Below are 21,472 nucleotides of genomic sequence, written 5' to 3'. Positions count from 1 at the left end.
CTAGCTACATCTCCAGAAAGTTTTTCAACAGTTGGGCCCCAGCGCTGCCAGATCGCTCTGGATGAAACTGCACGCCAAAGAAGTTGTCTTTTTGTACGGCGGCGGTGAAGGGCTCGCCGTAGTTCGCCTGAGCGATGGTGTTTGCACATATTGGCAGCGCGTAGCTATGAACAAAGTAGAAGTAGGCACCATTGTCGATGCCACGGAACAGCGGATTACCCGCGTGCGAAACGATCTGGTTCCAGCCCATATGGGGCAGGGGCAGGCCGAAGTCGGTCATCTGTTTTACTGGGGTATCAATCAGCCCTAGGGTTTTAATACCGCCACTTTCTTCGCTGCTTTCTGCCAAGAGTTGCATCCCCAGGCAGATGCCCAACACCGGTTGGGTGCAGGCTTTGATCAGGTCGATTAACTGGCGCTGTTTTAATTGTTCCATGGCGGCTTGCGCTGTCCCTACGCCAGGCAGGAACAGTTTATCAGCACCTAGTACCACTTCGGGTGTGCGGCTGACTTCAGGTTGGTAACCCAGCCGTTTTACCGCGTAAGCGACGGAGGCCAGGTTGGCACAGCCGGTGTCGAGGATCACCACTTTCATCACAGCACCCCTTTCGAACTGGGCAAGGTGTTGCCATCCACGCGGATCGCCTGGCGCAGGGTGCGGCCAAAGGCTTTAAACAGGCTTTCAACCCGGTGATGGTCATTGCGGCCTTTGGTTTTCAGGTGCAAGGTGCAAGCCATGGCATAAGACAATGAACGGAAGAAGTGTTCCACCATCTCGGTGCTGAGATCACCCACACGCTGATAGTTGAAATCAGCTTTGTATTCCAAGTGCGGGCGACCAGAAATATCCATCGCGCAACGGGCCAGGCACTCATCCATCGGCAGCACAAAGCCAAAGCGAGCAATCCCACGCTTGTCGCCTAACGCTTTATTCAGGGCTTCACCCAGTGCCAGCGCGGTATCTTCCACGGTGTGGTGGTCATCAATATGCAGGTCGCCACTCACCTGGACATCCATGCGGATGCCGCCATGGGTAGCAATCTGATCCAGCATATGGTCGAAGAAGCCAAGACCGGTTTTAATCTTGCTGTTACCTTCGCGGTCCAGCCAGACATTGACCTCAATCTGGGTCTCTTTGGTCACTCGCGTCACTTGAGCATGGCGGTCGCGTTTGGTCAGCTGTTGGGTAATGGCCGCCCAGCCCAAACTTTGGCGCTGATACAGCAGCCCTTGAATGCCCATATTGTTGGCTAATTGGATATCGGTTTGGCGGTCACCAATCACGTAGCAGTTGGCGGTATCCATCACGCCCGGCTCCAGGTAACCTTTAACCATGGCAATCTTCGGTTTACGGCATTCGCACTGATCGTCTGGCTTATGCGGGCAGATCAGGGTCTGTGCGAATTTAATCCCCTGAGAATCGAAGATCTGCATCATCAGGTTGTGTGGGGGATCAAAAGTTTCCTGTGGGAAACTGGCCGTCCCCAGTCCATCCTGATTGGTGATCATCACCAGGGTAAACCCTGCTTGTTGCAGTGCCAGCAGGGAAGGGATCACCTCCGGCTCCAGCGCCAGTTTATCCAGGCGGTCAACCTGAAAATCTTCCGGTGGTTCAGCAATCAGCGTGCCATCGCGGTCAATAAAAAGAATTTTCTGGCTCACATCGGCTCCTTAGGCTGTGGGCAAACAATTGAGGGCATCAACAACGCGCTGGCATTCACTACGGGTACCAATGGTGATGCGTATGCAGTTAGCCAGGCTAGGCTGTTTATTTTGGTCGCGCAGGATAATGCCTTGATCCCACAAACTTTTAAACGCATTACTGGCGGCAGTGACTCGGACCAGCAGGTAATTGCTTTCGCTGGGGAACACCTGCTCCACACCAGCACACTCCGGCAATACCTGTTGTAACCAACTACGGTTGGCAGCAAGTTCGCTCACGCGTTGGCGCATAACCGCAATACCTTCGCTACTTAGCGCCTGGGCGGCGATATCCGCCACTGGGGCAGAAAGGGGATACGGGGCAATTACCTTTAACAACAGGTTGATGACGTCTGGGTTCGCCAAGGCAAAACCACAGCGCAAACCGGCCAACGCAAAGGCTTTTGACAGGGTGCGCAGTATCACCAGGTGTGGGTAATCCTTTAACCAGCCAGCAACGGAAGCCTGCGGGCAAAATTCAATATAGGCTTCATCCACGGCCACCAGCGCTTTGCCTTGTGCCATTTCCAGCAGTTGGCGCAAGTCGTCAGGGTTCAGCAGATTACCGGTTGGGTTATTCGGGCTGCAGGCATAAATCAGCTTGACGTTATCCAGGTTGGCGGCAATGGCTGGCAGGTCCAGTTGCCAATCTTGCTTGGCTGGCACGGTGCGGCGTTCCACGCCAAAAGTTTCCGCGCTGACGCCATACATGCCATAGGTGGGCGGGCAATAAAGAATGGCGTCTTTGCCTGGTTCACAGAAAGCACGGATCAGCAGTTCGATGGCTTCATCTGCACCACGGCACACCACTACCTGCTCTTTATCCACCCCGGCATACGCGGCATAACGCTCAATCACCTGTGCGGGTTGGCATTCTGGGTAGCGGTTTAAGCTCTGGCTGGTCAGTTGGAACTCTGGTGCCAGTGGGTATTCATTGGCATTCAGCCACACATCCCCTTTGCCCCCTAAACGGCGAGCAGACAGGTAAGGGGTGAGTTCACGCACGTTTTTACGCGCTAATGCTTCAATATTCATGCTTGCTCCTTCAGCGCAGCGACACGCAAGGTCACGGCATTTTTGTGGGCGATAAGTTGCTCGGCAGCCGCTAACGTTTCAATGGTGGGGGCCAGCGTCATAAAGCCTTGCGGTGTCAGTTCCTGTACCGTCATGCGTTTTTGGAAATCCGCCAGCCCCAGGCTTGAGCAGGTGGCCGTATAGCCGTAGGTGGGTAGCACGTGGTTGGTGCCCGAGGCGTAATCACCGGCCGACTCTGGTGACCAGTCGCCAAGGAAGATCGAACCCGCACTGGTGATGCTATCTACCAAAGCGCGTGCATCTCGGGTCTGGATAATTAAGTGTTCAGGCCCATACTGGTTGCTGATAGCGATACATTCAGCTAAATCTTTGGTGACGATCAAACGGCTGCTGGCCAATGCCTGGCGCGCAGTGGCCGCCCGTGGCAATTGTGCCAACTGTTGTTCAACCGCCACTACCACTGCTTCGGCCAAGGCTTGATCGGGCGTCAGTAGAATCACCTGTGAATCTGGGCCATGCTCCGCTTGTGATAACAGGTCAGCAGCGATAAATGCCGGCGTAGCACCCGCGTCAGCAATCACTAATACTTCGGAAGGGCCCGCAGGCATATCGATGGCGGCACCATCCAGGCGTTGGCTGATCTGGCGTTTGGCTTCGGTAACAAATGCATTGCCCGGGCCAAATATTTTATCTACTTGCGGAATGGAATCGGTGCCGAATGCCAAGGCGGCAATGGCTTGAGCGCCACCCACTTGAAACACTTCCTGCACCCCACAAAGCTGTGCTGCGTAGAGAATTTCATCAGCGATGGGGGGCGGTGAGCAGAGCACCACGCGGCGGCAACCCGCAATACGTGCCGGGGTGGCCAGCATCAATACGGTGGAGAATAGCGGGGCAGAACCGCCGGGAATATATAACCCGACCGAATCGATAGGGCGGATTACCTGTTGGCAACGCACGCCGGGCAAGGTTTCAATATCCACTGGGGGTAATTGTTGCGCATTGTGGAATTTTTCCACATTAGCGACAGCCACCGCCATTGCCTGTTTGATTTCCTCCCCCAAGCGGGCACTGGCTTGCGCGATTTGCTCGGCGGTAACACGCAGTGCAGTCACTTCGGTGTGGTCAAACTTGGCGCTATATTCACGTAGTGCGCTGTCACCACGGGTTTTTACATTCTCCAGTATTTCACGCACGGTGCGGGTGATGCTGTCAGAGGCGGAAATAGCCGGGCGCATCAGCAATTCAGCCTGTTGCTCGGCATTACAACTGCCCCAATTGACCACCGTATTGAAGTTCTGCATGGTGTTACTCCATCATCTTCTCAATGGGCAGTACCAGAATGGAGCTGGCACCCAGGGTTTTCAGTTTTTCCATGGTTTCCCAGAACAGGGTTTCACTGCTCACCATATGCATGGCAACACGGCTGTCCGCACCGGCTAATGGCAGAATAGTGGGGCGTTCGGCACCGGGCAGCAGGGCGATGATTTCATCCAGGCGATCACTCGGGGCGTGCAGCATAATGTATTTGGATTCACGCGCCTGAATAACCCCTTGAATACGGGTCATCAAACGGTCAATCAACTGCTGCTTTGGCTCAGACATTGCGCCATCACGTTGGATCAGGCAGGCTTTGGAGCGGTAAATCACTTCCACTTCACGCAGGCCGTTGGCTTCCAGCGTGGCACCGGTGGAAACCAGGTCACAAATGGCATCTGCCAAGCCAGCGCGTGGGGCGACTTCCACAGAACCGTTCAGTAGGCAGGATTTGAAATTAACCCCTTGTTTATCGAGATATTGCTTAAGCAGGTGTGGGTAGGAGGTAGCGATGCGGGAATTTTGCAAACATTGTGGGCCGCTATATTCGCTATCCAATGGGGCTGCCAGTGACAGGCGGCAAGAACCAAAGTCCAGACGACGCAGCATTAAGTAACGCGGGTCTTCCCCTTGAGCACGGCGATTGAGCAGCTCTTCTTCCAGCACGTTTTCGCCAATGATACCGAGATCAACCACGCCATCCATCACCAACCCGGGGATGTCATCATCACGCACCCGCAGGATATCAATCGGCATATTCTCGGCGAAGGCGATCAGGCGTTGTTGTTGCAGATTGATCTTGATACCGCAGCGGGCCAGCAGTTTTTGCGAATCTTCACTCAAGCGACCTGACTTCTGCATGGCAATGCGTAAACGTGTTTTATCCAACATAGTGACCTCTGTATAAATCTTAATGAATTGAATTTGTTGTAAAAAAATTATTTATGTCAGTCTGAAACCAAAAAAAAACCCTCGGAAGATATCTTCCGAGGGCTTTCTCCTGCGTTTTTTACGTTCTACGCGCCACTGGAAGATTCAAGAACCGTCTCCCAGCACACATCGCCTGAAAGACTAGTCAGGATGATGGTGATGATGGTGGTTGAACTGAACGCGTGTCATGATAATTCTCTTTACATTAAACCAGCCAATGCTGGACTGCTGATTAAGCTAAACTATCTGTGCTATCACATGCAACTATTTTTTGTGAATTTATGCTTGTCATACTGCAAATTGTTCGGTTGTTGACCACAGTTATTCGCCTCTTCCCTGAGGGCCGAGTAACTCTCGCGCAACAACCGCCTGATTTGGCAAAGGCGTGGGTTATTAAGGACCCCTAATTCGGTCGCAGGCGCAATCAGTTCAGAAGATGGAAAGCATATGGCGACCGAAATTTTTACGATAAAAGCAAAAAAATACAGCTTGAATGGCGACGGCTATAGATGAAATTTTTAATCTGATGATTGATAGCGTGATCTCAAGCCATCGCCAGGGTTGAAAACTGAAAACCCGTAGCGTTAATGACACGGCGTAATGTTTTCAGTGTTGGGTTACCTGCTGGTGATAGCGTCCGGTAAAGTGTTTCGCGCGAGACGCCCGCTTTCTGTGCGATGGTGGCCATTCCCCCTCGGGCTTCAACAACATGGCGTAATGCCATCAAAAAGGCTTCTTGCCCCCCTTCCTCATCGATATCGAGAAATGCCTGATGTAGATAGGCCTGAGCAAATGCAGGATCTTCGCGAAGGATTTCAACCATCGCATCATCATGTAAACGAGCCTTAGCCATATATCACCTTATTAAGTAATCTTTAAGGCAGCGAACTGCCTCGTCAATGTCCGCATTCTGAGTACGTTTATCACCCGCGAGGAGCAATAACACCACCGCCCCATCAACGACGCTATAGTACACTCTATACCCTGGGCCTTGGTCTATTCGTAGTTCCCAAACACCATCGCGGCACGGTTTATGGTCACCAAAATTTCCGCTAGCCATGCGGTTAACTCTTGATGCAATTTTGGCTTTAGCAACCGAGTCACGTAGTGTTTTGAAGTACTCGGCATACAAGTCTTTGCCGTCTGGGGTCAAGTAGTGCTTTATCACCTTCATAGGGTACATTGTATCTTATAAGCTACTGCAAGGTGAGGTCTATTGTCTCTCTTTAAGCTAAATAGTCAGGATAATCGCCATAGATATTCGTTTTTCAGCCTGATAATGACTCCCTTATCGCTCTTGGCAAGTCAACGAGCGTTGTCACGCTCGGTTATCTCTGCGGGGATTTGAGACACGGCTTTCCGCTGGAGCTATGCTAAAATTTACCCGCTAACTGCTATCGTGCAGATAAGCCATACTGAACGCGCCAGTGTCTCGATAAAGGGAAAACGTCAACGCTATGATCTTCTTGAGAGGAAGCTGATGAAAAAAGTCGCCATTATTGGTCTGGGTTGGTTAGGTATGCCGCTGGCTTTATCATTGATGAGCCGTGGCTATAAAGTGGTTGGCAGTAAAACCACACCGGACGGGGTCGAAGCCGCAAGGATGAGTGGCGTTGAGTGTTATCAGCTTGAAGTCGTTCCAGAACTGCTTTGTCAGCCCGATGATCTAGAGCAGTTATTGCGTGTGGATGCGTTGGTGATCACTTTGCCAGCGAGCCGTACTGTCGAAGGGAGTCGCGGCTATTTTGATGCGGTGCAGATGCTGGTGGATAGCGCCATCGCTTATGCGGTTCCGCGTATTATTTTTACTAGCTCGACCTCGGTCTATGGCGAGGCCAGCGGTAGTGTGAATGAAGATTCACCGCTGCATCCGGTGACTTCCAGTGGGCGCGTATTGGCAGAACTGGAGCTTTGGCTGCATCAATTACCGCATACGTCGGTAGATATCCTGCGTTTGGCTGGGTTGGTGGGGGCAGATCGCCACCCTGGGCGTTTTCTTGCCGGTAAAGTGGGGGTGAAAGGGGGAGCACAAGGGGTGAATCTGGTGCATCAGGATGATGTGATTTCCGCCATTCAATTGTTGCTCCAGCAGCCTACCGGGGGGCACGTTTATAATATTTGCGCGCCAATCCATCCCACCAAGCGTGAGTTCTACCCGCTGCTGGCTAAGCAATTGCACCTGCAACCACCACAGTTTGCAGATGAGGGGGAGCAGGAAGGGCGGCTGGTGGACGGTAGCCGTATCTGCCGTGAGTTGGGTTTTGCCTACCAACATCCTGACCCGACACGGATGCCAATCAGTTAAGCGTATTCAAAAGTGAAGAGTATGATAAAGGGGCTCTGATGCCCCTTTAGTGTTAAAAGCACTTAAAATGCGAACCGCGCTGATACCCAAAGCATCACCTTGGGCAGGTGGTCATGTCCGTCAGACTTTAGAGCCCCACAGGTCATACTCGTCAGCGTTTTCAATCTTCACTTTGACAATATCACCCACCTTAACTTTACTTTCACCGTTAAGGTAAACCGCACCATCAATTTCCGGCGCATCTGCCATACTGCGGCCAATTGCGCCTTCTTCATCCACTTCGTCAATCAGCACCAATACTTCGCGGCCAATTTTATCTTGCAAACGTTGCGCAGAAATTTGCTGTTGCAACTGCATAAAACGGTGGAAGCGCTGCTCTTTGACCTCTTCCGGCACTTGATCCGCCAGCTCATTGGCTGCAGCACCCTCTACCGGGCTGTACTTGAAGCAACCGACGCGATCCAATTTCGCCTCTTTCAGGAAATCGAGCAGCATCTGGAAGTCTTCTTCGCTTTCCCCAGGGAAGCCAACGATAAAGGTGGAACGTAGCGTCAGGTCCGGGCAGATTTCGCGCCAGCGTTTGATTCGCTCCAGTGTGCGTTCTACCGCGCCAGGGCGTTTCATCAGCTTGAGAATTTTGGGGCTGGCATGTTGCAGCGGAATATCCAGATAAGGCAGGATTTTACCTTCCGCCATCAGTGGGATCACTTCATCGACATGAGGATAAGGGTAAACATAGTGCAGACGTACCCAAGCACCCAAACTAGAAAGTTGCTCACACAGGCTAACCATACTGGTCTTCACCGGTTGACCGTTCCAGAAGCCGGTGCGGTGCTTGATATCGACACCATAGGCCGAGGTATCTTGTGAAATCACCAGTAACTCTTTTACCCCGGATTCAACCAGGCGTTTGGCTTCATCCAACACGCTACCAATCGGGCGGCTATCAAGATCCCCGCGCATGGAAGGGATGATGCAGAAAGTACAACGGTGGTTGCACCCTTCGGAGATCTTCAGGTAGGCATAGTGTTTCGGTGTCAGTTTAACCCCTTGAGCCGGGATCAGGCTGGTAAAGGGGTTATGCACGGGCTTCGGTACATATTGGTGAACATGGGATAAAACCTGTTCATAACTGTGCGGGCCGGAAATTTCCAGCACTTTGGGGTGCACTTCGCGGATCTGATTTTCCTTGGCGCCCAGGCAGCCAGTCACAATCACCTTGCCGTTTTCGTTCAATGCTTCACCGATGGCTTCCAGTGATTCCTGTACGGCACTATCAATAAATCCGCAGGTGTTGACGATCACCAGTTCCGCATCATCATAACGCGGTACGACTTGGTAACCTTCGTTACGCAGTTCGGTTAAGATGCGTTCAGAATCAACCAGATTCTTTGGGCAACCGAGGCTAACAAAGCCGATTCTGGGCTGTTGGGTGACATTATTCATAGGTTAAAAAGTATTCGGTTTGGGTGTGTTCAGGGCAGGGATTCTACAGAGATTGGCAGGGAATTTGTACTGCTATCTCTGTTTGCGCGCTTATACCGCGCCCAAGGGGAGTAGATACTGGTTGTTTGCAAGATGAACTGGCGTCGTCACCCAACGGCTAGCGTTTATTTTTTTCATCGTCTAATAATGCCTGGCACATATATTCCACACCGGGCTCTGCGGGCTCACTTTCTTGACCCAGTTTACAATCAACGACTTTTATCTGGGTTTGGTTATCTCGACAGCTATTTTTCTGATTTTTGATAAAAGGCGGGTAATTCCCCTCGTTCTTATCAATAAAAACCCCTTCACCAGAACCTTTGATGCCTTGCCATAAAATTGAATTGCTGAAAACAAATGGGCGAGTCTGACCTTTTTCATCAGTAAACTCCCCGCAGACATAAATCGCCTTACTCATCAGCTTGCCATCTAGGTAAGCAACCTGGGTATAGGCGGCCAGGTTTTCAAAGGTAAATGATTGAACATATTTTGAATATGACTGTTTGATGTAGTCCTGGCTTTCCTGTATGGCCGCTTTTTCTTCTTCCGTTTTGCAACCGGATAATGTGGCAGTCAAAGCCACTGTTATCGCTAATGCCAAGATATTTTTAAACATTTAGCTACCCTTGCTGGAGGAAATAATTTCAGTTCCTGCTAAATCAGTCTTTACCAAATCAGTCTTTACCAAACAAGTCGGATACTGCGCGCAACACAGGGCTCGGTCATCCATAGCCCTGTGTGGGCAGGCCGGAACCGGCTATAGCCAACCTGCTCGTTTCAGTTTCCGGTAAAGGAAAATGCAGCCAACTGCAGTGACACCTAATGTTGCGTGATATGCCCAGGGGAATTTCAGTTCTGGCATATCGGCAAAGTTCATCCCATATAAGCTGAAAATCACCGTCGGAATAGCCAAAATTGCCCCCCAGCCCGCCAGTCTTTTCACCACTTCGTTCTGTTTTACCGTCACCAGTGCCAAGTTAACGTGCATGGCGTTGGTCAGCATTTCACGCATATCGTCTGAAGTAATAACCACTTGCCGGGCATGGTCCTGCACATCGCGAACGTAAGCACGTAGTTCTTTGGGGATCACATCTTCATGCAGATGGATAAGCTGGTTGCAGATCTCATCCATGGGGAGGGCTGCATTACGCAGACCGAGCAGATGGCGGCGCAAGGTGTAGACGTTCTCAATGGCGGTTTCATCAAAATCAGAACGGAACATACTGGACTCGATATCTTCGATCATCTCTTCAAATTTACCAACAATATGGCGGTAATTGTCGACGATAAAATCCAGTACCGAGTACAGGGCAAAACCCGGTCCTAGGCTGAGGTGTTTCGGGTTCTCCTCCACTTTGGCACGGATAGGAACATAGCTGGAAGATGCACCATGGCGTACACTAATCAGGAAATGTTTACCCACAAAGAAATGTGTTTCACCGTATTCCACTTCATCGTTTATCCATTGTGCGGTTTTCACCACAATAAATAGGGAATCACCATAGGTTTCTATTTTGGGGCGCTGGTGGGCATGTAACGCATCGTCAATCGCCAGCTCGTGTAGGCCAAACTCCTCCTGGACTTTGCGCATAAAGCTATCTTCGGGTTGCCATAACCCGAGCCAGACAAAGGTATCCGGTTCTTTCACCACTTCACTGATATCATCGATCGTAATATCTTTCAGGCGTTTACCCGCTCGGTAAGCGACGCTGTTGACAACCATTTTTGGGGCTTCCATTTCATTACCTATTGATCAGTGATGGAGCAATCAGTTGAATTATTTAGAGTATACTCCTCCATACCCTATTCACTTAACTGAGTGGCAGCATCACCGTACTTTGGTAAGCAGGTCGGGCACATAGTTGCTGATACCAGCGCTCCATATGTGGCCGCGGCTGGCGCTTGATGGGCATTTCAAACCAGGCATAAATAAAGGCGCCTAACGGAATATCGCCGATGCCGAAGGTTTCACCTGAAAGATAGGGTTGATTTGCCAGCGTTTGTTCCACGATATCGAGGTGGTGTTCCATTTCCTTAATGGCGGCTTCGATTTGTTGATTATCACGTTGCGCCGGCTCGGTACGAACGATGCCCCAAAATAGGGTACGGAACGGGGTCGTAATCGGGGCAATTTGCCAATCCATCCACTTTTCTGCAGCGGCGCGGGCTTGCAGATCTTGCGGGTAAAAGGGGGGCTGACCAAATTTTGCTGCCAGATAGCGAACAATGGTATTCGACTCCCACAGCACAAAATCGTCGTCCTGCAACAAGGGTACCAGCCCATTAGGGTTGAGGGCTCGATAGGCGGCTTCATTAACTTTACCGTAAGCGCCCCCGGCATTGATATGGGTGAAATTCAGTCCCAGCTCGCCAGCACACCAAAGTACTTTTTTGACATTGTTTGAGTTTTTTCGGCCCCAAATGGTTAGCATAACGTGCTCCTGCATCAATTTTATAAAATAGACTCTTATCTACGCTAGAAAATGTGGTTTGTCACCTGTCAGCCTGATGGCGCTAACCATTTTAGCCTTATCCCACGGCAAATTGTACAAACTGAGAATATCAACCCAGGTTCGGGTGATTGTGTACAGTTATGTAAAAACTAAGAAAATTTGACCGACCCCTGCCAGAATAAAATCAATTGCCGCTGCCCATTGCCATTCAAGTTGGCGGGGGCTACAACAGGTACATAGATGATGAGGGTTGGCATTCGGTCGTTCTCGTCGGTTGATAGAACGGATAGCTTTATTTGAAAATTAAAGTTATTTCATGAGTTTAATGGGTACTCTGGCAACATTATGAGAAATAAAATCTTATCTGTCTCTTTTTATAAACTGGCCTTCAGTGTCGGTGCCATCTTATTGGCAGCTCCCACTGCCTATGCGGCAGAACCTGCTGAAATTCCACAAATTAATGCTAAAGCTTATGTGCTGATGGATTATAGCAGTGGCAAGATTCTGGCAGAGGGTAATGCCGATACCCGGCTGGACCCCGCGAGCCTGACTAAAATCATGTCCAGCTATGTGATTGGTCAGGCGATGAAAGCCGGTAAAATCAAACCGGACGCTCTGGTTACTGTGGGGAAAGATGCCTGGGCCACGGGGAACCCGACCTTACGTGGCTCATCGTTAATGTTTATCAAGCCGGGTGACCGGGTGCCGGTCTCTGAATTGAATAAAGGGATTGTTATCCAATCCGGTAATGATGCCAGCATTGCCTTGGCAGATTTTGTTGCGGGTAGCCAGGATGCCTTTGTTAGCTTGATGAATAATTATGCCAAATCCTTAGGTTTACAAAATACGCACTTTCTAACGGTACATGGCCTGGATGCGGAGGGGCAATACAGTACAGCGCGCGATATGGCATTGTTGAGTCAGGCGCTGATCCGTGATGTACCGGACGAGTATGCATTGCATAAAGAGAAAGAGTTCACATTTAACAAAATTCGCCAAGTAAACCGTAACCGACTGTTGTGGAATAGCAATCTGGCAGTTGATGGTATCAAGACGGGTTATACCAGTGGTGCCGGGCATAACTTGGTGGCCTCGGCGGTCGATGGCCCAATGCGCCTGATTTCAGTGGTATTAGGGGCACCGAATGACAGTGTTCGCTTTAGTGAAAGTGAAAAATTATTGACCTGGGGCTTCCGTTTCTATGAAACGGCGATACCTATCAAGGCGGATAAAGCATTTGTAACGCAAAAGGTATGGTTTGGTGATGTGAATGATGTACCACTCGGTGTGGCGACAGATGCTGCTGTTACTCTGCCTAAAGGGCAGATGAAAAACCTGAAAGCCAGCTACAAACTTGACCCGCCGACACTGGAAGCGCCGTTGGCGAAAAATCAGGTTGTTGGCACCATCGATTACCAACTGGATGGTAAAACCATTGCACAGTACCCGCTGGTGGTGATGCAGGAAGTCAAAGAAGGGAATTTCTTCAGCCGTATATGGGATTTTGTCATGATGAAACTGAGCCAGTGGTTTGGCGGCATCTTTGGCTGAATCAGCTAGCGAGGCGAGTTAGCAAAAAAGGGCAGACAGTTTGGTCTGCCCTTTTCGTTGTTAATGACAGGAAATGTTAATGACAGGAAAGATTAAAGACTGGCAAGGTTAATAATCGGCAAGATTAATTACAGGCCACCACTTTGATTGCCAAACCGCCTTGTGATGTTTCACGGTATTTAGCATTCATATCTTTACCGGTTTCGTACATGGTTTCGATCACTTTATCCAGGCAGACGCGCGGTTCACTGGTACGGCGTAGTGCCATGCGGGCCGCATTAACCGCCTTTACGGCAGAAATGGCGTTACGCTCAATACAAGGCACCTGAACCTGTCCAGCCAGAGGGTCGCAGGTCAAACCCAGGTGATGTTCCATGGCTATTTCTGCCGCGATACACACCTGTGCCGGGCTGCCGCCCATCAATTCAGCCAGCCCAGCAGCGGCCATAGAACAGGCAACGCCCACTTCACCTTGGCAACCCACTTCGGCACCAGAAATGGAGGCATTCATTTTATACAAGGTACCAATGACACCAGCAGTGAGGAAGAAACGGCTGTAGGAGTTGGTGTTCAAAGGGCGGATAAACTGATCATAGTAGGCCAGCACTGCCGGAATAATGCCACAAGCCCCATTGGTAGGCGCGGTCACCACTCGGCCCCCCGCGGCATTTTCTTCATTAACCGCAAAGGCAAACATATTGATCCAATCCACCACGTTCATCGGGTCGATATTGTTTTTATCCCCCGTGACCAGAATACGGCGTAATGAGGCAGCCCGGCGCTGAATCTTCATTGGGCCAGGCAGTAGACCTTCTGTGTTCATACCTCGCTCAATCGCGGTGCGCATCACCTGCCAGACATTGGCAAAATGTTCCTCGATCTCTTCTTTGCTACGTAATGCCAGTTCGTTCTGCATCACCAGGCCGGAAAGGGAAAGCCCGTTCTCTTTGCAGTGCTGTTGTAGCTCTTGTGCCGAGCGGTATGGGTAGGGGATAGTTTGGTTATCACTGGCGGGTTGACCAAAATGCTCTTCGTCAACAATAAAGCCACCACCGATGGAGTAGTAGGTTTTGCTATACAGTAACTGCTCGCTAGCATAAGCGCTGATGCGCATCCCATTCTCGTGCAGTGGCAAATTGCTGTTGTGGAAGTTCATCCCTCCAGAAGGTGGGAAATCAACTTCATGTGTGCCGTTAGCCAGCAACAGACGGCCACTCTGTTCTATATTGTGGATAAAACTGCTAATGCTATCGATATCCACATCGTGCGGTAGATTACCCGCCAGCCCCATGATAATAGCAATATCGGTATGGTGGCCTTTACCTGTCAGTGACAGTGAACCATAAACATCAACCACCACTCTGGTGGTGGTGTGGAGTTGCCCGGCATTAATCAAATCATCGACAAACTGTTTGCCTGCCTTCATCGGGCCAACGGTATGGGAACTGGATGGGCCGATACCAATTTTAAAAATATCGAAAACGCTGACCATAGTTTCGCTGCCTTCTTCAAGTTAATACCCTTTTATCCGCCACTGCCTGGAACATAGGGCGTCGCAGTGGTTAGGTGAGGAAAGGGGAAATGATTCGAGAATGCCGATGCCCCTTAGGGCATCGGCTGAATGTGATTAACTAAACCTGATTAACCAAACCTGATTAACTAAACAAGGTGTAGAGAATGGCAGACATCGCAACCAACCCCATCACGACCACAAAGATGTTGCTGATAGGGCCGCTGTACTTGCGCATGGCCGGCACTTTACGGATTGCATACATCGGCATCAGGAACAACAGCATGGCGATAATTGGGCCACCGAGGTTTTCAATCATCCCCAAAATACTTGGATTCATGGTGGCAACGATCCAGGTGGTCACCAGCATAAAGATTGCTGTAATGCGGTTCAGTTTCTGGGTACTGATGGTTTTGCCACGGCTCTTCATCGATTTGCTGATCATGCCATTAAAGCCTTCACGGGCACCCAGGTAGTGGCCCAAGAACGATTTGGTAATGGCGATAAAGGCGATCACCGGTGCAATGTAGGCGATCATCGGGTTGTTAAAGTGGTTGGCCAGATAAGAGAGAATAGAAATGTTCTGCGCTTTGGCTTCCGCTAGATCCGCTGGGGAGAGGCTCAGCACGCAACTGAAGACGAAGAACATCACGGTCAGCACCATCATGATGTGGGAATAAGCCAGGATGCGTGAACATTTCTTCTCAGCATCTACGCCGTATTCTTCACGTTTGGCGACGGCAAACGCAGAGATAATCGGCGAGTGGTTGAATGAGAATACCATTACTGGGATAGCTAACCACAGGGTGATCACAAAACCATGACTTAAGCCATCGCCAGAGCCAGCCAGTGAGACATTTTCGAAAATGGCCCCACTCCAGTTTGGGATCAGGTACAACGCCAGTAACATCAGTACGCCGACAAACGGGAACACCAAAATACTCATGGTTTTAACAATGGCTTCTTCACCGAAGCGGACAATCGTCATTAGCCCGGCGATCAGGATCAGTGACAGAATGGCGCGCGGTGGCGGTGTCATGCCTAATTGGTGGGTGATAAAACTGTCAACGGTATTGGTGATGGCAACACTGTAAACCAGTAGAATTGGGTAGATAGCGAAGAAGTAAAGCAACGTGATCAGCTTACCGGCACTGATACCAAAATGTTCCTCAACCACTTTAGTGATATCTTCCCCGGGGTTTTTGCCGGACAGCACGAAACGGCACAGGCCCCGGTGAGCAAAGAAGGTCATTGGAAAGGCGATAATCGCCATAATAATCAAAGGGATCAAGCCACCAATACCCGCATTGATCGGTAGGAAAAGCACACCAGCACCAATAGCGGTACCATAAAGACCCAGCATCCACATGGTGTCAGTTTTGCGCCAGGTTTTGCTGGAAGGCGATGCCGCAGAGGCTACAGTGCCAATTTCTACAGAATCCATAAATATCTCCGAGGTGAAGCAATTAATTTAAAATTTGCAATAAAACGTAAGGTTAAATCCATGGGCGAAATAATAGACATGACATCCACAATAAATTGGGATGTTCTGGAACGTCGTCATGGGTTTAGCTGCATGTTTGTTTGCACCAGTTACATCGTTAATCTCTATGTCCCTGGCGAATTATTAATCTTATGCCTGATGTGTCCGTGCGGGGCGGTGCCTAGCTGTTGAGATGAACCCTGAATTTATTGAAAGTCGTTAGAGTCAAATTTCCCCTTGGTTATTTGTTAGGATGATAACGATTAGGCATAAATAGCGGTATCAGCTAAATGAAACTTGGTCGCTATATGGCTGCGAGATATTATTATCACTGTTAGGCGGCTACCCATCGATTTTTGCTGGCGGCAAGATAACGCTTGTTAGCATTTTCTACCGTGATCTCACTCTCAAATGCGTGAATTGTGCTATTAATTGTCTTATGACTCATGTTTTGTGCGATTATTGTGATAATTAATAACATTGTGTGCATTTTGTTTGATTTTTGTTATTTTAATGTTTGTGTTGCTTTGTGGTGATTTTACAAGATAAACGTCTGCCTCTGTGATTAGGGGTGGCAATATATTTTATCTTTATGGATTGATCTAGCTAAAAAATCGAAATAATTTAATTTGATGACTTGGATCACGTTTTATATTTTATGCATTATTAATAACATATTGTTTTTAAGGTATTTTTTGTTGAATTAGAGAAGGTGAGGTTGAACTGTTTAATGTGAAGATAGTCATCTTGCTATCTGATAAAAATAGTCTTGCTTATTTTTCAACAGAATCATACTGATATCGAAGAGGGCAAAAATGAGATTTATCGGTAAATAAATTATTGATTGTGCAGCAAAAGCAGGATGTCATTTCTATGAATCAATGACATGTTTGCTTATCATTATTAATAAGATCTTAATTCTTGTTATTCAGAGACATGACAAGTCTATTTGTTAATTTGCCTGATGCAATTAATGGGCGCCATCAATTCGATAAAGGAAATTTAAAACCGCAAGCTAATCCCCTGTTCAGTGAAGTAATGGATAAATTCAGGCTCAGGCTGGCGGTCGGTGATGACACGATCAAACAGCGTGAGCGGCCCAATGCAGGCAGGTTTGGTATGGGCAAATTTGCTGTGATCTGCCACCAGAATTTTTTGCTGTGCCCTGGCTAATGCTTTGTGCTTCATTTGTAATTCATCAAAGTTGTAACAGGTGGCACCTTGCTGCAAGCTAACACCTGCGGCAGAGATAAAGGCGATATTGGGGCAGATATGGTCCAGCTCATTATGCTGGCCTACGGCGGTAAAAATAGCGTTATTGGGTTTGAATTCACCACTGCACAGGATCACTTTGCAGTTGGCTTTCTGCTGCAGTACCAGAAAGGTATTGAGTGAGTAACAGATGGCGGTAAAGGGCAGGGCATCGTCAATGGTGTTGATGATCGCTGGGATCGTGGTGCCGCAATCAAAGAACACGGTGTCATTTTCGTTGATCAGCGGGGCAGCCAACATACCAATGCGTTGCTTTTCGGTTACCTGCCGGTTTTGTTGGTCAGAAACCAGATATTGGCTGACGTTATTGATCCGTGGGTCGGCGACGATATAGCCCCCCAACAAGACGATTGCCGCAGGTTCACTGCTCAGGTCACGACGGATGGTCATTTCCGAAACGCCTAGCAGTATGGCGGCCTCTTTCAAATGGATTTTGTCTGCACGCTTTAACGCTTGCGTTAATTGGTTAATGCGTGTTTCCCGTGGTGTTTCCATCAGTGATATCCATCGCTACTTAAAGCCACAGCCTATTGAGTAAGTTGTTCTGCCCATCCTTGGGCTTCATTCCGCTTCGGGGCACGATAAACCGCGTTCCCACGGGGGGCGAAAATTAGTAACTCCCGGCCTTGGCACTGTCGCCGGAGACAATGGCAACGCCGGAGCTGGTACCAATGCGTGTAGCTCCTGCGGCAATCATTTTCTCTGCGGTAGCCCGATCACGCACCGCGCCCGAAGCTTTAACCCCCATTTCACTGCCCACCGTGGCGCGCATCAGTTTGACGTGCTCTTCACGCGCACCGCCAGTGCTAAAACCCGTAGAGGTTTTAACAAAAGCGACATCAAGCTGGCGACATATTTCACACACTTGAACGATTTCAGCATCACTGAGTAGGCAAGTTTCTAATATGACTTTCAATGGGATGGCGGCACAAACTTCACGTACGGCGGCAATATCGGCGCTGACCTGATCCAGCAAGCCACTTTTCAGCCAGCCGACGTTGATAACCATATCAATTTCTTGTGCACCAGCAGCAATAGCCGCTTTGGCTTCATAAGCTTTTGCGACGCTCAAACCGGCACCCAGTGGGAAACCGATGACTGAGCATACTTTAACTTCGCAGTCTTGTAACAGGTGGGCTGCTAGCGGTACATAACCTGAGTTCACGCAGACAGCATAAAAATTATGTTGTTGTGCTTCTTCACACAATTTGGCGATCTGGCTTTCGGTCGCGTCCATCGCCAGTAAAGTATGGTCAATATAACGAGCATAATCAGTCATGTTGGTTCCTCAAAGGAAGTGATATAGCCAGGTTTTTGCCGGCAGTTGGTGGCCGCAATAACCCTGTTTGGCTCAGGTTTAAGCAATGAAACAATCAGCAATGTTATTATCCTAACATTGAGGGGTGATGATTAATAGTGCTTGAATCGCCGTATTTCGACTGATTAGGGTTATTTTCTATCAGTTGATTTCATGGCCTGCTCTTTAATGTTATTTAAATAACACTGGCGAAGTGAGCGTATCCGAGTGGAGTGTCATGTTGCTTTGGCGGGGTAATAATTTGTATTGTTGTTGATGATTGATTCAAGTGAGACTCGGCGACGGTCGCTGAGATGACCAGATGCTCCTCTATGACGAGCTTCGTGGGGGGGAAGACAACAATCTGTCAGTTTCAGGCTATTATGATATAAATTACGTTAATCGAACGCATGTGACACCCTGTTTTAAAAGGATAACAAATGAACAAAATCTCTTTGCTTGTTAGCAGCTTGCTGATGGCTGCTTCTGCTAATGCTCTTGCTGCAACAACTATTGCCGCAACACCCACACAGGAAGATCTTCAGCAGCAACCGCTGGAAAAAGTAGCGCCATTCCCTAAAGCTGAGAAAGGCATGACTCGGCAGGTCATCTATTTACCCCAGAAGGAGAATGAAGAAAACTTTAAGGTTGAATTACTGATTGGTAAAACGCTGGAAGTGGATTGTAACCGCCATATGATGGGGGGAGCGCTGGATAGTAAAACATTGGAGGGATGGGGTTATAACTATTTTGTCCTGACCAAACTTTCGCCGCTGGCGTCCAGCATGATGGCCTGTGCCGACGACACCAAGCGCCAGGAGTTTATTGCCGCCAATTTAGGTGAACAGGCCATGCAGCGTTATAACAGCCGCCTACCTATCGTGGTTTATGTCCCCAAAGACGTTGAAGTGCGCTACCGCATATGGTCAGCCAGTGAAACGATGGGTCGTGCAGTGATAAAATAATGCTCGCTGGGTAAAGCAAACCTGCCCATAAGGCATGGGCAGGTTGGTAAGGTATCTAATCAGATTTCTACGCCATCCATAGAGTTTTGGTCGTTCTTATGGTTAACCGCGTGTGGGTCGTGATTTAAAACCGGTTAATGGGAAATGGTATTTCTCATGACTATTCAATCAATTCCATATATTACCGCTTAGATTTAGCTCAAAATGCTAGTTTTTACACTGAACCTTCAACCACAGCACCATAGTAGTGTACTGATTAGTAACGCTGTGGGATTAAATTCTGCATATCAGGGTGACATTGGAGTGATTATTGTTTTGAGATGTAAATCCAGTATGAAAATGCGGTTACTACACGCTATATCACAGTTTTTTTAGGGAAAGATCACTTCTCATGTCGTTTCAAGCTGGATAAATTCAAGATAGGCGTTATTAACTGTTTTCTTATGGAGAAGCATATGGTTGCGCTGCTTGCCTTGCCCATAGTGTTTGGTGCGGGATACTTAATTATAAAGAAATATAACACCCAAGCGGTATTATTTGGGACTGGTCTCTTGATGATGATGATCGGTGTCCTTTTTTCTGAGCCTGATTTTTTGCCAAAAGGGACAAAGCCAACGGGTTCGGTATTGGTAGATTTTTTCTTTGTTATTCAGACAATCACTTCTTCAACATTGGCCAACTTAGGCCTGATTATTATGGCTGTCGGTGGTTTTTCTAAGTATATGGGGCACATCGGTGCAGCCAATGCTTTGGTAAAAGTGACCACTAAGCCGCTTTCTACAATTAAAAACCCCTATATAGTTCTTGCCTTGGGGTACATCTTAGGTCAGTTTTTAAACGTTTTCATACCAAGTGCCGTTGGATTAGCAATGTTGTTGCTGGTTGCATTATATCCAGTATTGGTCGGTATCGGTTGCACTCCCTCCTCTGTTGCTGCGGTATTGGCGACCACAGCATGTTTAGATTTAGGCCCAGCTTCTGGTGCTGCGAACAAAGCGGCAGAAGTGATTGGCATTGATGCCGCTTCATATTTTATTGAACACCAATTATTTGTTGGCATTTGCTCGGCACTTGTTATTGCTGTGCTGCATTTTGTTTGTCAGAAGTGGTTTGATAAACGAGATCAGATTAAAGGTGTCTCTTACGAGCTGCAAGCCAAAGAGGATACCGCGCGCGAAGCACCACAGTGGTTTGCAATCTTACCGGTTTTGCCACTGGTATTGCTGTTAACATTCAGTAAATTTGCGATTACCTCGATTAAAATTGACGTGGTCACCGCGATGTTTATTAGCCTTGCGGTCGCAATGGTCTGTGACTTTATTTATTCTCGAAACGGCAAGGCAGTAGCCGATTCGTTGAAAGTCTACCTACAAGGGATGGGGGATGTCTTCGCTAGCGTTGTATCGTTAATCATTGCTGCACAAACTTTTGTGGTTGGTCTTGATGCGATAGGCTTTATTTCTGGCATGTTGGGTGTCTCCGCCCACCTTGGATTTGGCTACATCATGATGGTTATCGTGCTTGTGGCAATTATTGGTATCACAACGCTTATGTCAGGTTCTGGCAATGCGGCCTTCTTTAGTTTTTCTAACTTAGCACCTGATGTTGCTGCTCACGTTGGTGTTTCCACCGCTGCGTTAGCGTTACCGATGCAACTTTCTGCTGGTATTTTCCGCTCTTTCTCTCCTGTGGCTGGGGTGGTGATTGCTTGTGCAGGGGTGGCAGGTATTCCGCCATTCGAACTGGTAAAACGCACCGCGATTCCGATGATAGGCGGGTTGCTGACGGTACTTATCATTACTTTTATCGGGGCGTAAGGCGACTAATAGGCCGGGCTAACATGCATCTTGGATTGAAGATTCATTTGCAGTAGTCACTTGGCTAGAGCGGGCAGCGCGGTTGCTTGCTCATCAAATCGTTGATGCTGAAAGAATGCATGCTAATTCTTCAGCATCACCTCAGGTGCTTATGTCGCAAGCGGTGATGATAAAGTCCGCAGAAAAGTTTGCTGTAGAGAAGAGCGGCCTATTATCAAGTAAAGGCCCCGTTGAAAATGCCACTGAGTAAGATGATTTGAGAGGAATTTGACCACAACATCCTGCAGTTTTAGCAAGATTAACCGCAGATGAGCTTAATACAGCTGGTGAACCTACTTATTGTTTTGGTGG

At 48.7% G+C, this 21,472-nt stretch carries 20 protein-coding genes and 1 other annotated feature; of the genes, 4 read left to right on the top strand and 16 right to left on the bottom strand.

The window, feature by feature from the left end; genetic code table 11:
- Positions 1–4: 4 nt before the first annotated feature.
- The 8 genes from hisH to ACX9GV_RS11285 all read right to left on the bottom strand — a co-directional run bounded on the left by hisH (position 5) and on the right by ACX9GV_RS11285 (position 6,157).
- A complete protein-coding gene (gene hisH / locus ACX9GV_RS11320; RefSeq protein WP_023492264.1) occupies positions 5–595 on the bottom strand; it encodes an imidazole glycerol phosphate synthase subunit HisH in 591 nt (196 codons plus the stop codon).
- Complete coding sequence (hisB, locus tag ACX9GV_RS11315; RefSeq protein ID WP_023492263.1) at positions 595–1,662, bottom strand: bifunctional histidinol-phosphatase/imidazoleglycerol-phosphate dehydratase HisB; 1,068 nt, start codon at positions 1,660–1,662, stop codon at positions 595–597. Before hisB ends, hisH begins: the two co-directional genes overlap by 1 nt.
- 9 nt (positions 1,663–1,671) lie before the next feature.
- On the bottom strand, positions 1,672–2,736 hold the full coding sequence (gene hisC, locus ACX9GV_RS11310) for a histidinol-phosphate transaminase (RefSeq protein ID WP_473195584.1): 1,065 nt from the start codon (positions 2,734–2,736) through the stop codon (positions 1,672–1,674).
- Positions 2,733–4,040, bottom strand: coding sequence for a histidinol dehydrogenase (gene hisD, locus ACX9GV_RS11305; RefSeq protein WP_473195583.1), 1,308 nt, complete (start codon positions 4,038–4,040; stop codon positions 2,733–2,735). Before hisD ends, hisC begins: the two co-directional genes overlap by 4 nt.
- A gap of 4 nt (positions 4,041–4,044) precedes the next feature.
- Complete coding sequence (hisG, locus tag ACX9GV_RS11300) at positions 4,045–4,944, bottom strand: ATP phosphoribosyltransferase (RefSeq protein ID WP_023492260.1); 900 nt, start codon at positions 4,942–4,944, stop codon at positions 4,045–4,047.
- A gap of 69 nt (positions 4,945–5,013) precedes the next feature.
- Positions 5,014–5,149 (bottom strand) — a sequence feature (His leader region).
- A complete protein-coding gene (gene hisL, locus ACX9GV_RS11295) occupies positions 5,125–5,172 on the bottom strand; it encodes a his operon leader peptide (protein WP_100396937.1) in 48 nt (15 codons plus the stop codon). Its footprint overlaps the feature before it by 25 nt.
- Before the next feature lie 355 nt (positions 5,173–5,527).
- The gene (locus tag ACX9GV_RS11290) at positions 5,528–5,836 is read right to left on the bottom strand and encodes an addiction module antidote protein (protein ID WP_473195582.1); all 309 of its coding nucleotides are present in this window, start codon (positions 5,834–5,836) and stop codon (positions 5,528–5,530) included.
- Positions 5,837–5,839: 3 nt separating this feature from the next.
- Positions 5,840–6,157: a type II toxin-antitoxin system RelE/ParE family toxin gene (locus tag ACX9GV_RS11285; protein WP_473198023.1), complete on the bottom strand. Its 318-nt coding sequence runs from the start codon at positions 6,155–6,157 to the stop codon at positions 5,840–5,842.
- A 306-nt stretch (positions 6,158–6,463) separates the two neighbouring features.
- Here ACX9GV_RS11285 and ACX9GV_RS11280 point away from each other — a divergent pair, with 306 nt between their 5' ends.
- A complete protein-coding gene (locus ACX9GV_RS11280) occupies positions 6,464–7,288 on the top strand; it encodes an SDR family oxidoreductase (protein ID WP_473195581.1) in 825 nt (274 codons plus the stop codon).
- Positions 7,289–7,408: 120 nt separating this feature from the next.
- Here ACX9GV_RS11280 and rimO read toward each other — a convergent pair whose 3' ends face one another.
- From rimO to ACX9GV_RS11260, 4 genes are all read right to left on the bottom strand, one after another.
- Positions 7,409–8,734 (bottom strand): 30S ribosomal protein S12 methylthiotransferase RimO, encoded by a 1,326-nt coding sequence (rimO, locus tag ACX9GV_RS11275; RefSeq protein WP_473195580.1) that lies wholly within the window; start codon positions 8,732–8,734, stop codon positions 7,409–7,411.
- Positions 8,735–8,891: 157 nt separating this feature from the next.
- Positions 8,892–9,389 carry a hypothetical protein gene (locus tag ACX9GV_RS11270; protein WP_473195579.1) on the bottom strand — a complete coding sequence of 166 codons (498 nt, stop codon included), beginning with the start codon at positions 9,387–9,389 and terminating at the stop codon, positions 8,892–8,894.
- Between the two features lie 141 nt (positions 9,390–9,530).
- On the bottom strand, positions 9,531–10,511 hold the full coding sequence (locus ACX9GV_RS11265) for a magnesium and cobalt transport protein CorA (RefSeq protein ID WP_473195578.1): 981 nt from the start codon (positions 10,509–10,511) through the stop codon (positions 9,531–9,533).
- A 73-nt stretch (positions 10,512–10,584) separates the two neighbouring features.
- Positions 10,585–11,205 (bottom strand): glutathione S-transferase family protein, encoded by a 621-nt coding sequence (locus tag ACX9GV_RS11260; RefSeq protein WP_473195577.1) that lies wholly within the window; start codon positions 11,203–11,205, stop codon positions 10,585–10,587.
- A 366-nt stretch (positions 11,206–11,571) separates the two neighbouring features.
- On the opposite strand from ACX9GV_RS11260, the gene ACX9GV_RS11255 reads away from it, so the two are divergent.
- Positions 11,572–12,777 (top strand): serine hydrolase, encoded by a 1,206-nt coding sequence (locus ACX9GV_RS11255; protein WP_473195576.1) that lies wholly within the window; start codon positions 11,572–11,574, stop codon positions 12,775–12,777.
- A gap of 124 nt (positions 12,778–12,901) precedes the next feature.
- Here ACX9GV_RS11255 and ACX9GV_RS11250 read toward each other — a convergent pair whose 3' ends face one another.
- From ACX9GV_RS11250 to deoC, 4 genes are all read right to left on the bottom strand, one after another.
- Positions 12,902–14,269: an L-serine ammonia-lyase gene (locus ACX9GV_RS11250; protein WP_473195575.1), complete on the bottom strand. Its 1,368-nt coding sequence runs from the start codon at positions 14,267–14,269 to the stop codon at positions 12,902–12,904.
- A 163-nt stretch (positions 14,270–14,432) separates the two neighbouring features.
- Positions 14,433–15,731 (bottom strand): HAAAP family serine/threonine permease, encoded by a 1,299-nt coding sequence (locus ACX9GV_RS11245; protein WP_023492684.1) that lies wholly within the window; start codon positions 15,729–15,731, stop codon positions 14,433–14,435.
- A gap of 1,041 nt (positions 15,732–16,772) precedes the next feature.
- Positions 16,773–17,537 (bottom strand): DNA-binding transcriptional repressor DeoR, encoded by a 765-nt coding sequence (gene deoR / locus ACX9GV_RS11240; protein ID WP_473195574.1) that lies wholly within the window; start codon positions 17,535–17,537, stop codon positions 16,773–16,775.
- 115 nt (positions 17,538–17,652) lie between these two features.
- On the bottom strand, positions 17,653–18,321 hold the full coding sequence (deoC, locus tag ACX9GV_RS11235; RefSeq protein WP_023492681.1) for a deoxyribose-phosphate aldolase: 669 nt from the start codon (positions 18,319–18,321) through the stop codon (positions 17,653–17,655).
- A gap of 458 nt (positions 18,322–18,779) precedes the next feature.
- On the opposite strand from deoC, the gene eco reads away from it, so the two are divergent.
- Positions 18,780–19,304, top strand: coding sequence for a serine protease inhibitor ecotin (eco, locus tag ACX9GV_RS11230; protein ID WP_473195573.1), 525 nt, complete (start codon positions 18,780–18,782; stop codon positions 19,302–19,304).
- A gap of 455 nt (positions 19,305–19,759) precedes the next feature.
- The gene (gene dcuC, locus ACX9GV_RS11225; protein ID WP_473195572.1) at positions 19,760–21,121 is read left to right on the top strand and encodes a C4-dicarboxylate transporter DcuC; all 1,362 of its coding nucleotides are present in this window, start codon (positions 19,760–19,762) and stop codon (positions 21,119–21,121) included.
- The last annotated feature ends 351 nt before the right edge of the window (positions 21,122–21,472 follow it).

Source organism: Serratia sp. 25CWL12 (assembly GCF_055790885.1).
This window is presented reverse-complemented; position numbering and strand designations above follow the sequence as displayed.

Excerpts from the sequence above, each read along its gene's own strand:
- ACX9GV_RS11260 (WP_473195577.1), bottom strand. The coding sequence starts at position 11,205 with ATGCTAACCATTTGGGGCCGAAAAAACTCAAACAATGTCAAAAAAGTA.
- ACX9GV_RS11290 (WP_473195582.1), bottom strand. The coding sequence starts at position 5,836 with ATGGCTAAGGCTCGTTTACATGATGATGCGATGGTTGAAATCCTTCGC.
- ACX9GV_RS11245 (WP_023492684.1), bottom strand. The coding sequence starts at position 15,731 with ATGGATTCTGTAGAAATTGGCACTGTAGCCTCTGCGGCATCGCCTTCC.
- ACX9GV_RS11265 (WP_473195578.1), bottom strand. The coding sequence starts at position 10,511 with ATGGAAGCCCCAAAAATGGTTGTCAACAGCGTCGCTTACCGAGCGGGT.
- deoR (WP_473195574.1), bottom strand. The coding sequence starts at position 17,537 with ATGGAAACACCACGGGAAACACGCATTAACCAATTAACGCAAGCGTTA.
- deoC (WP_023492681.1), bottom strand. The coding sequence starts at position 18,321 with ATGACTGATTATGCTCGTTATATTGACCATACTTTACTGGCGATGGAC.
- hisG (WP_023492260.1), bottom strand. The coding sequence starts at position 4,944 with ATGTTGGATAAAACACGTTTACGCATTGCCATGCAGAAGTCAGGTCGC.
- hisC (WP_473195584.1), bottom strand. The coding sequence starts at position 2,736 with ATGAATATTGAAGCATTAGCGCGTAAAAACGTGCGTGAACTCACCCCT.
- ACX9GV_RS11250 (WP_473195575.1), bottom strand. The coding sequence starts at position 14,269 with ATGGTCAGCGTTTTCGATATTTTTAAAATTGGTATCGGCCCATCCAGT.
- eco (WP_473195573.1), top strand. The coding sequence starts at position 18,780 with ATGAACAAAATCTCTTTGCTTGTTAGCAGCTTGCTGATGGCTGCTTCT.
- ACX9GV_RS11280 (WP_473195581.1), top strand. The coding sequence starts at position 6,464 with ATGAAAAAAGTCGCCATTATTGGTCTGGGTTGGTTAGGTATGCCGCTG.
- ACX9GV_RS11285 (WP_473198023.1), bottom strand. The coding sequence starts at position 6,157 with ATGAAGGTGATAAAGCACTACTTGACCCCAGACGGCAAAGACTTGTAT.
- ACX9GV_RS11270 (WP_473195579.1), bottom strand. The coding sequence starts at position 9,389 with ATGTTTAAAAATATCTTGGCATTAGCGATAACAGTGGCTTTGACTGCC.
- rimO (WP_473195580.1), bottom strand. The coding sequence starts at position 8,734 with ATGAATAATGTCACCCAACAGCCCAGAATCGGCTTTGTTAGCCTCGGT.
- hisH (WP_023492264.1), bottom strand. The coding sequence starts at position 595 with ATGAAAGTGGTGATCCTCGACACCGGCTGTGCCAACCTGGCCTCCGTC.
- ACX9GV_RS11255 (WP_473195576.1), top strand. The coding sequence starts at position 11,572 with ATGAGAAATAAAATCTTATCTGTCTCTTTTTATAAACTGGCCTTCAGT.
- dcuC (WP_473195572.1), top strand. The coding sequence starts at position 19,760 with ATGGTTGCGCTGCTTGCCTTGCCCATAGTGTTTGGTGCGGGATACTTA.
- hisD (WP_473195583.1), bottom strand. The coding sequence starts at position 4,040 with ATGCAGAACTTCAATACGGTGGTCAATTGGGGCAGTTGTAATGCCGAG.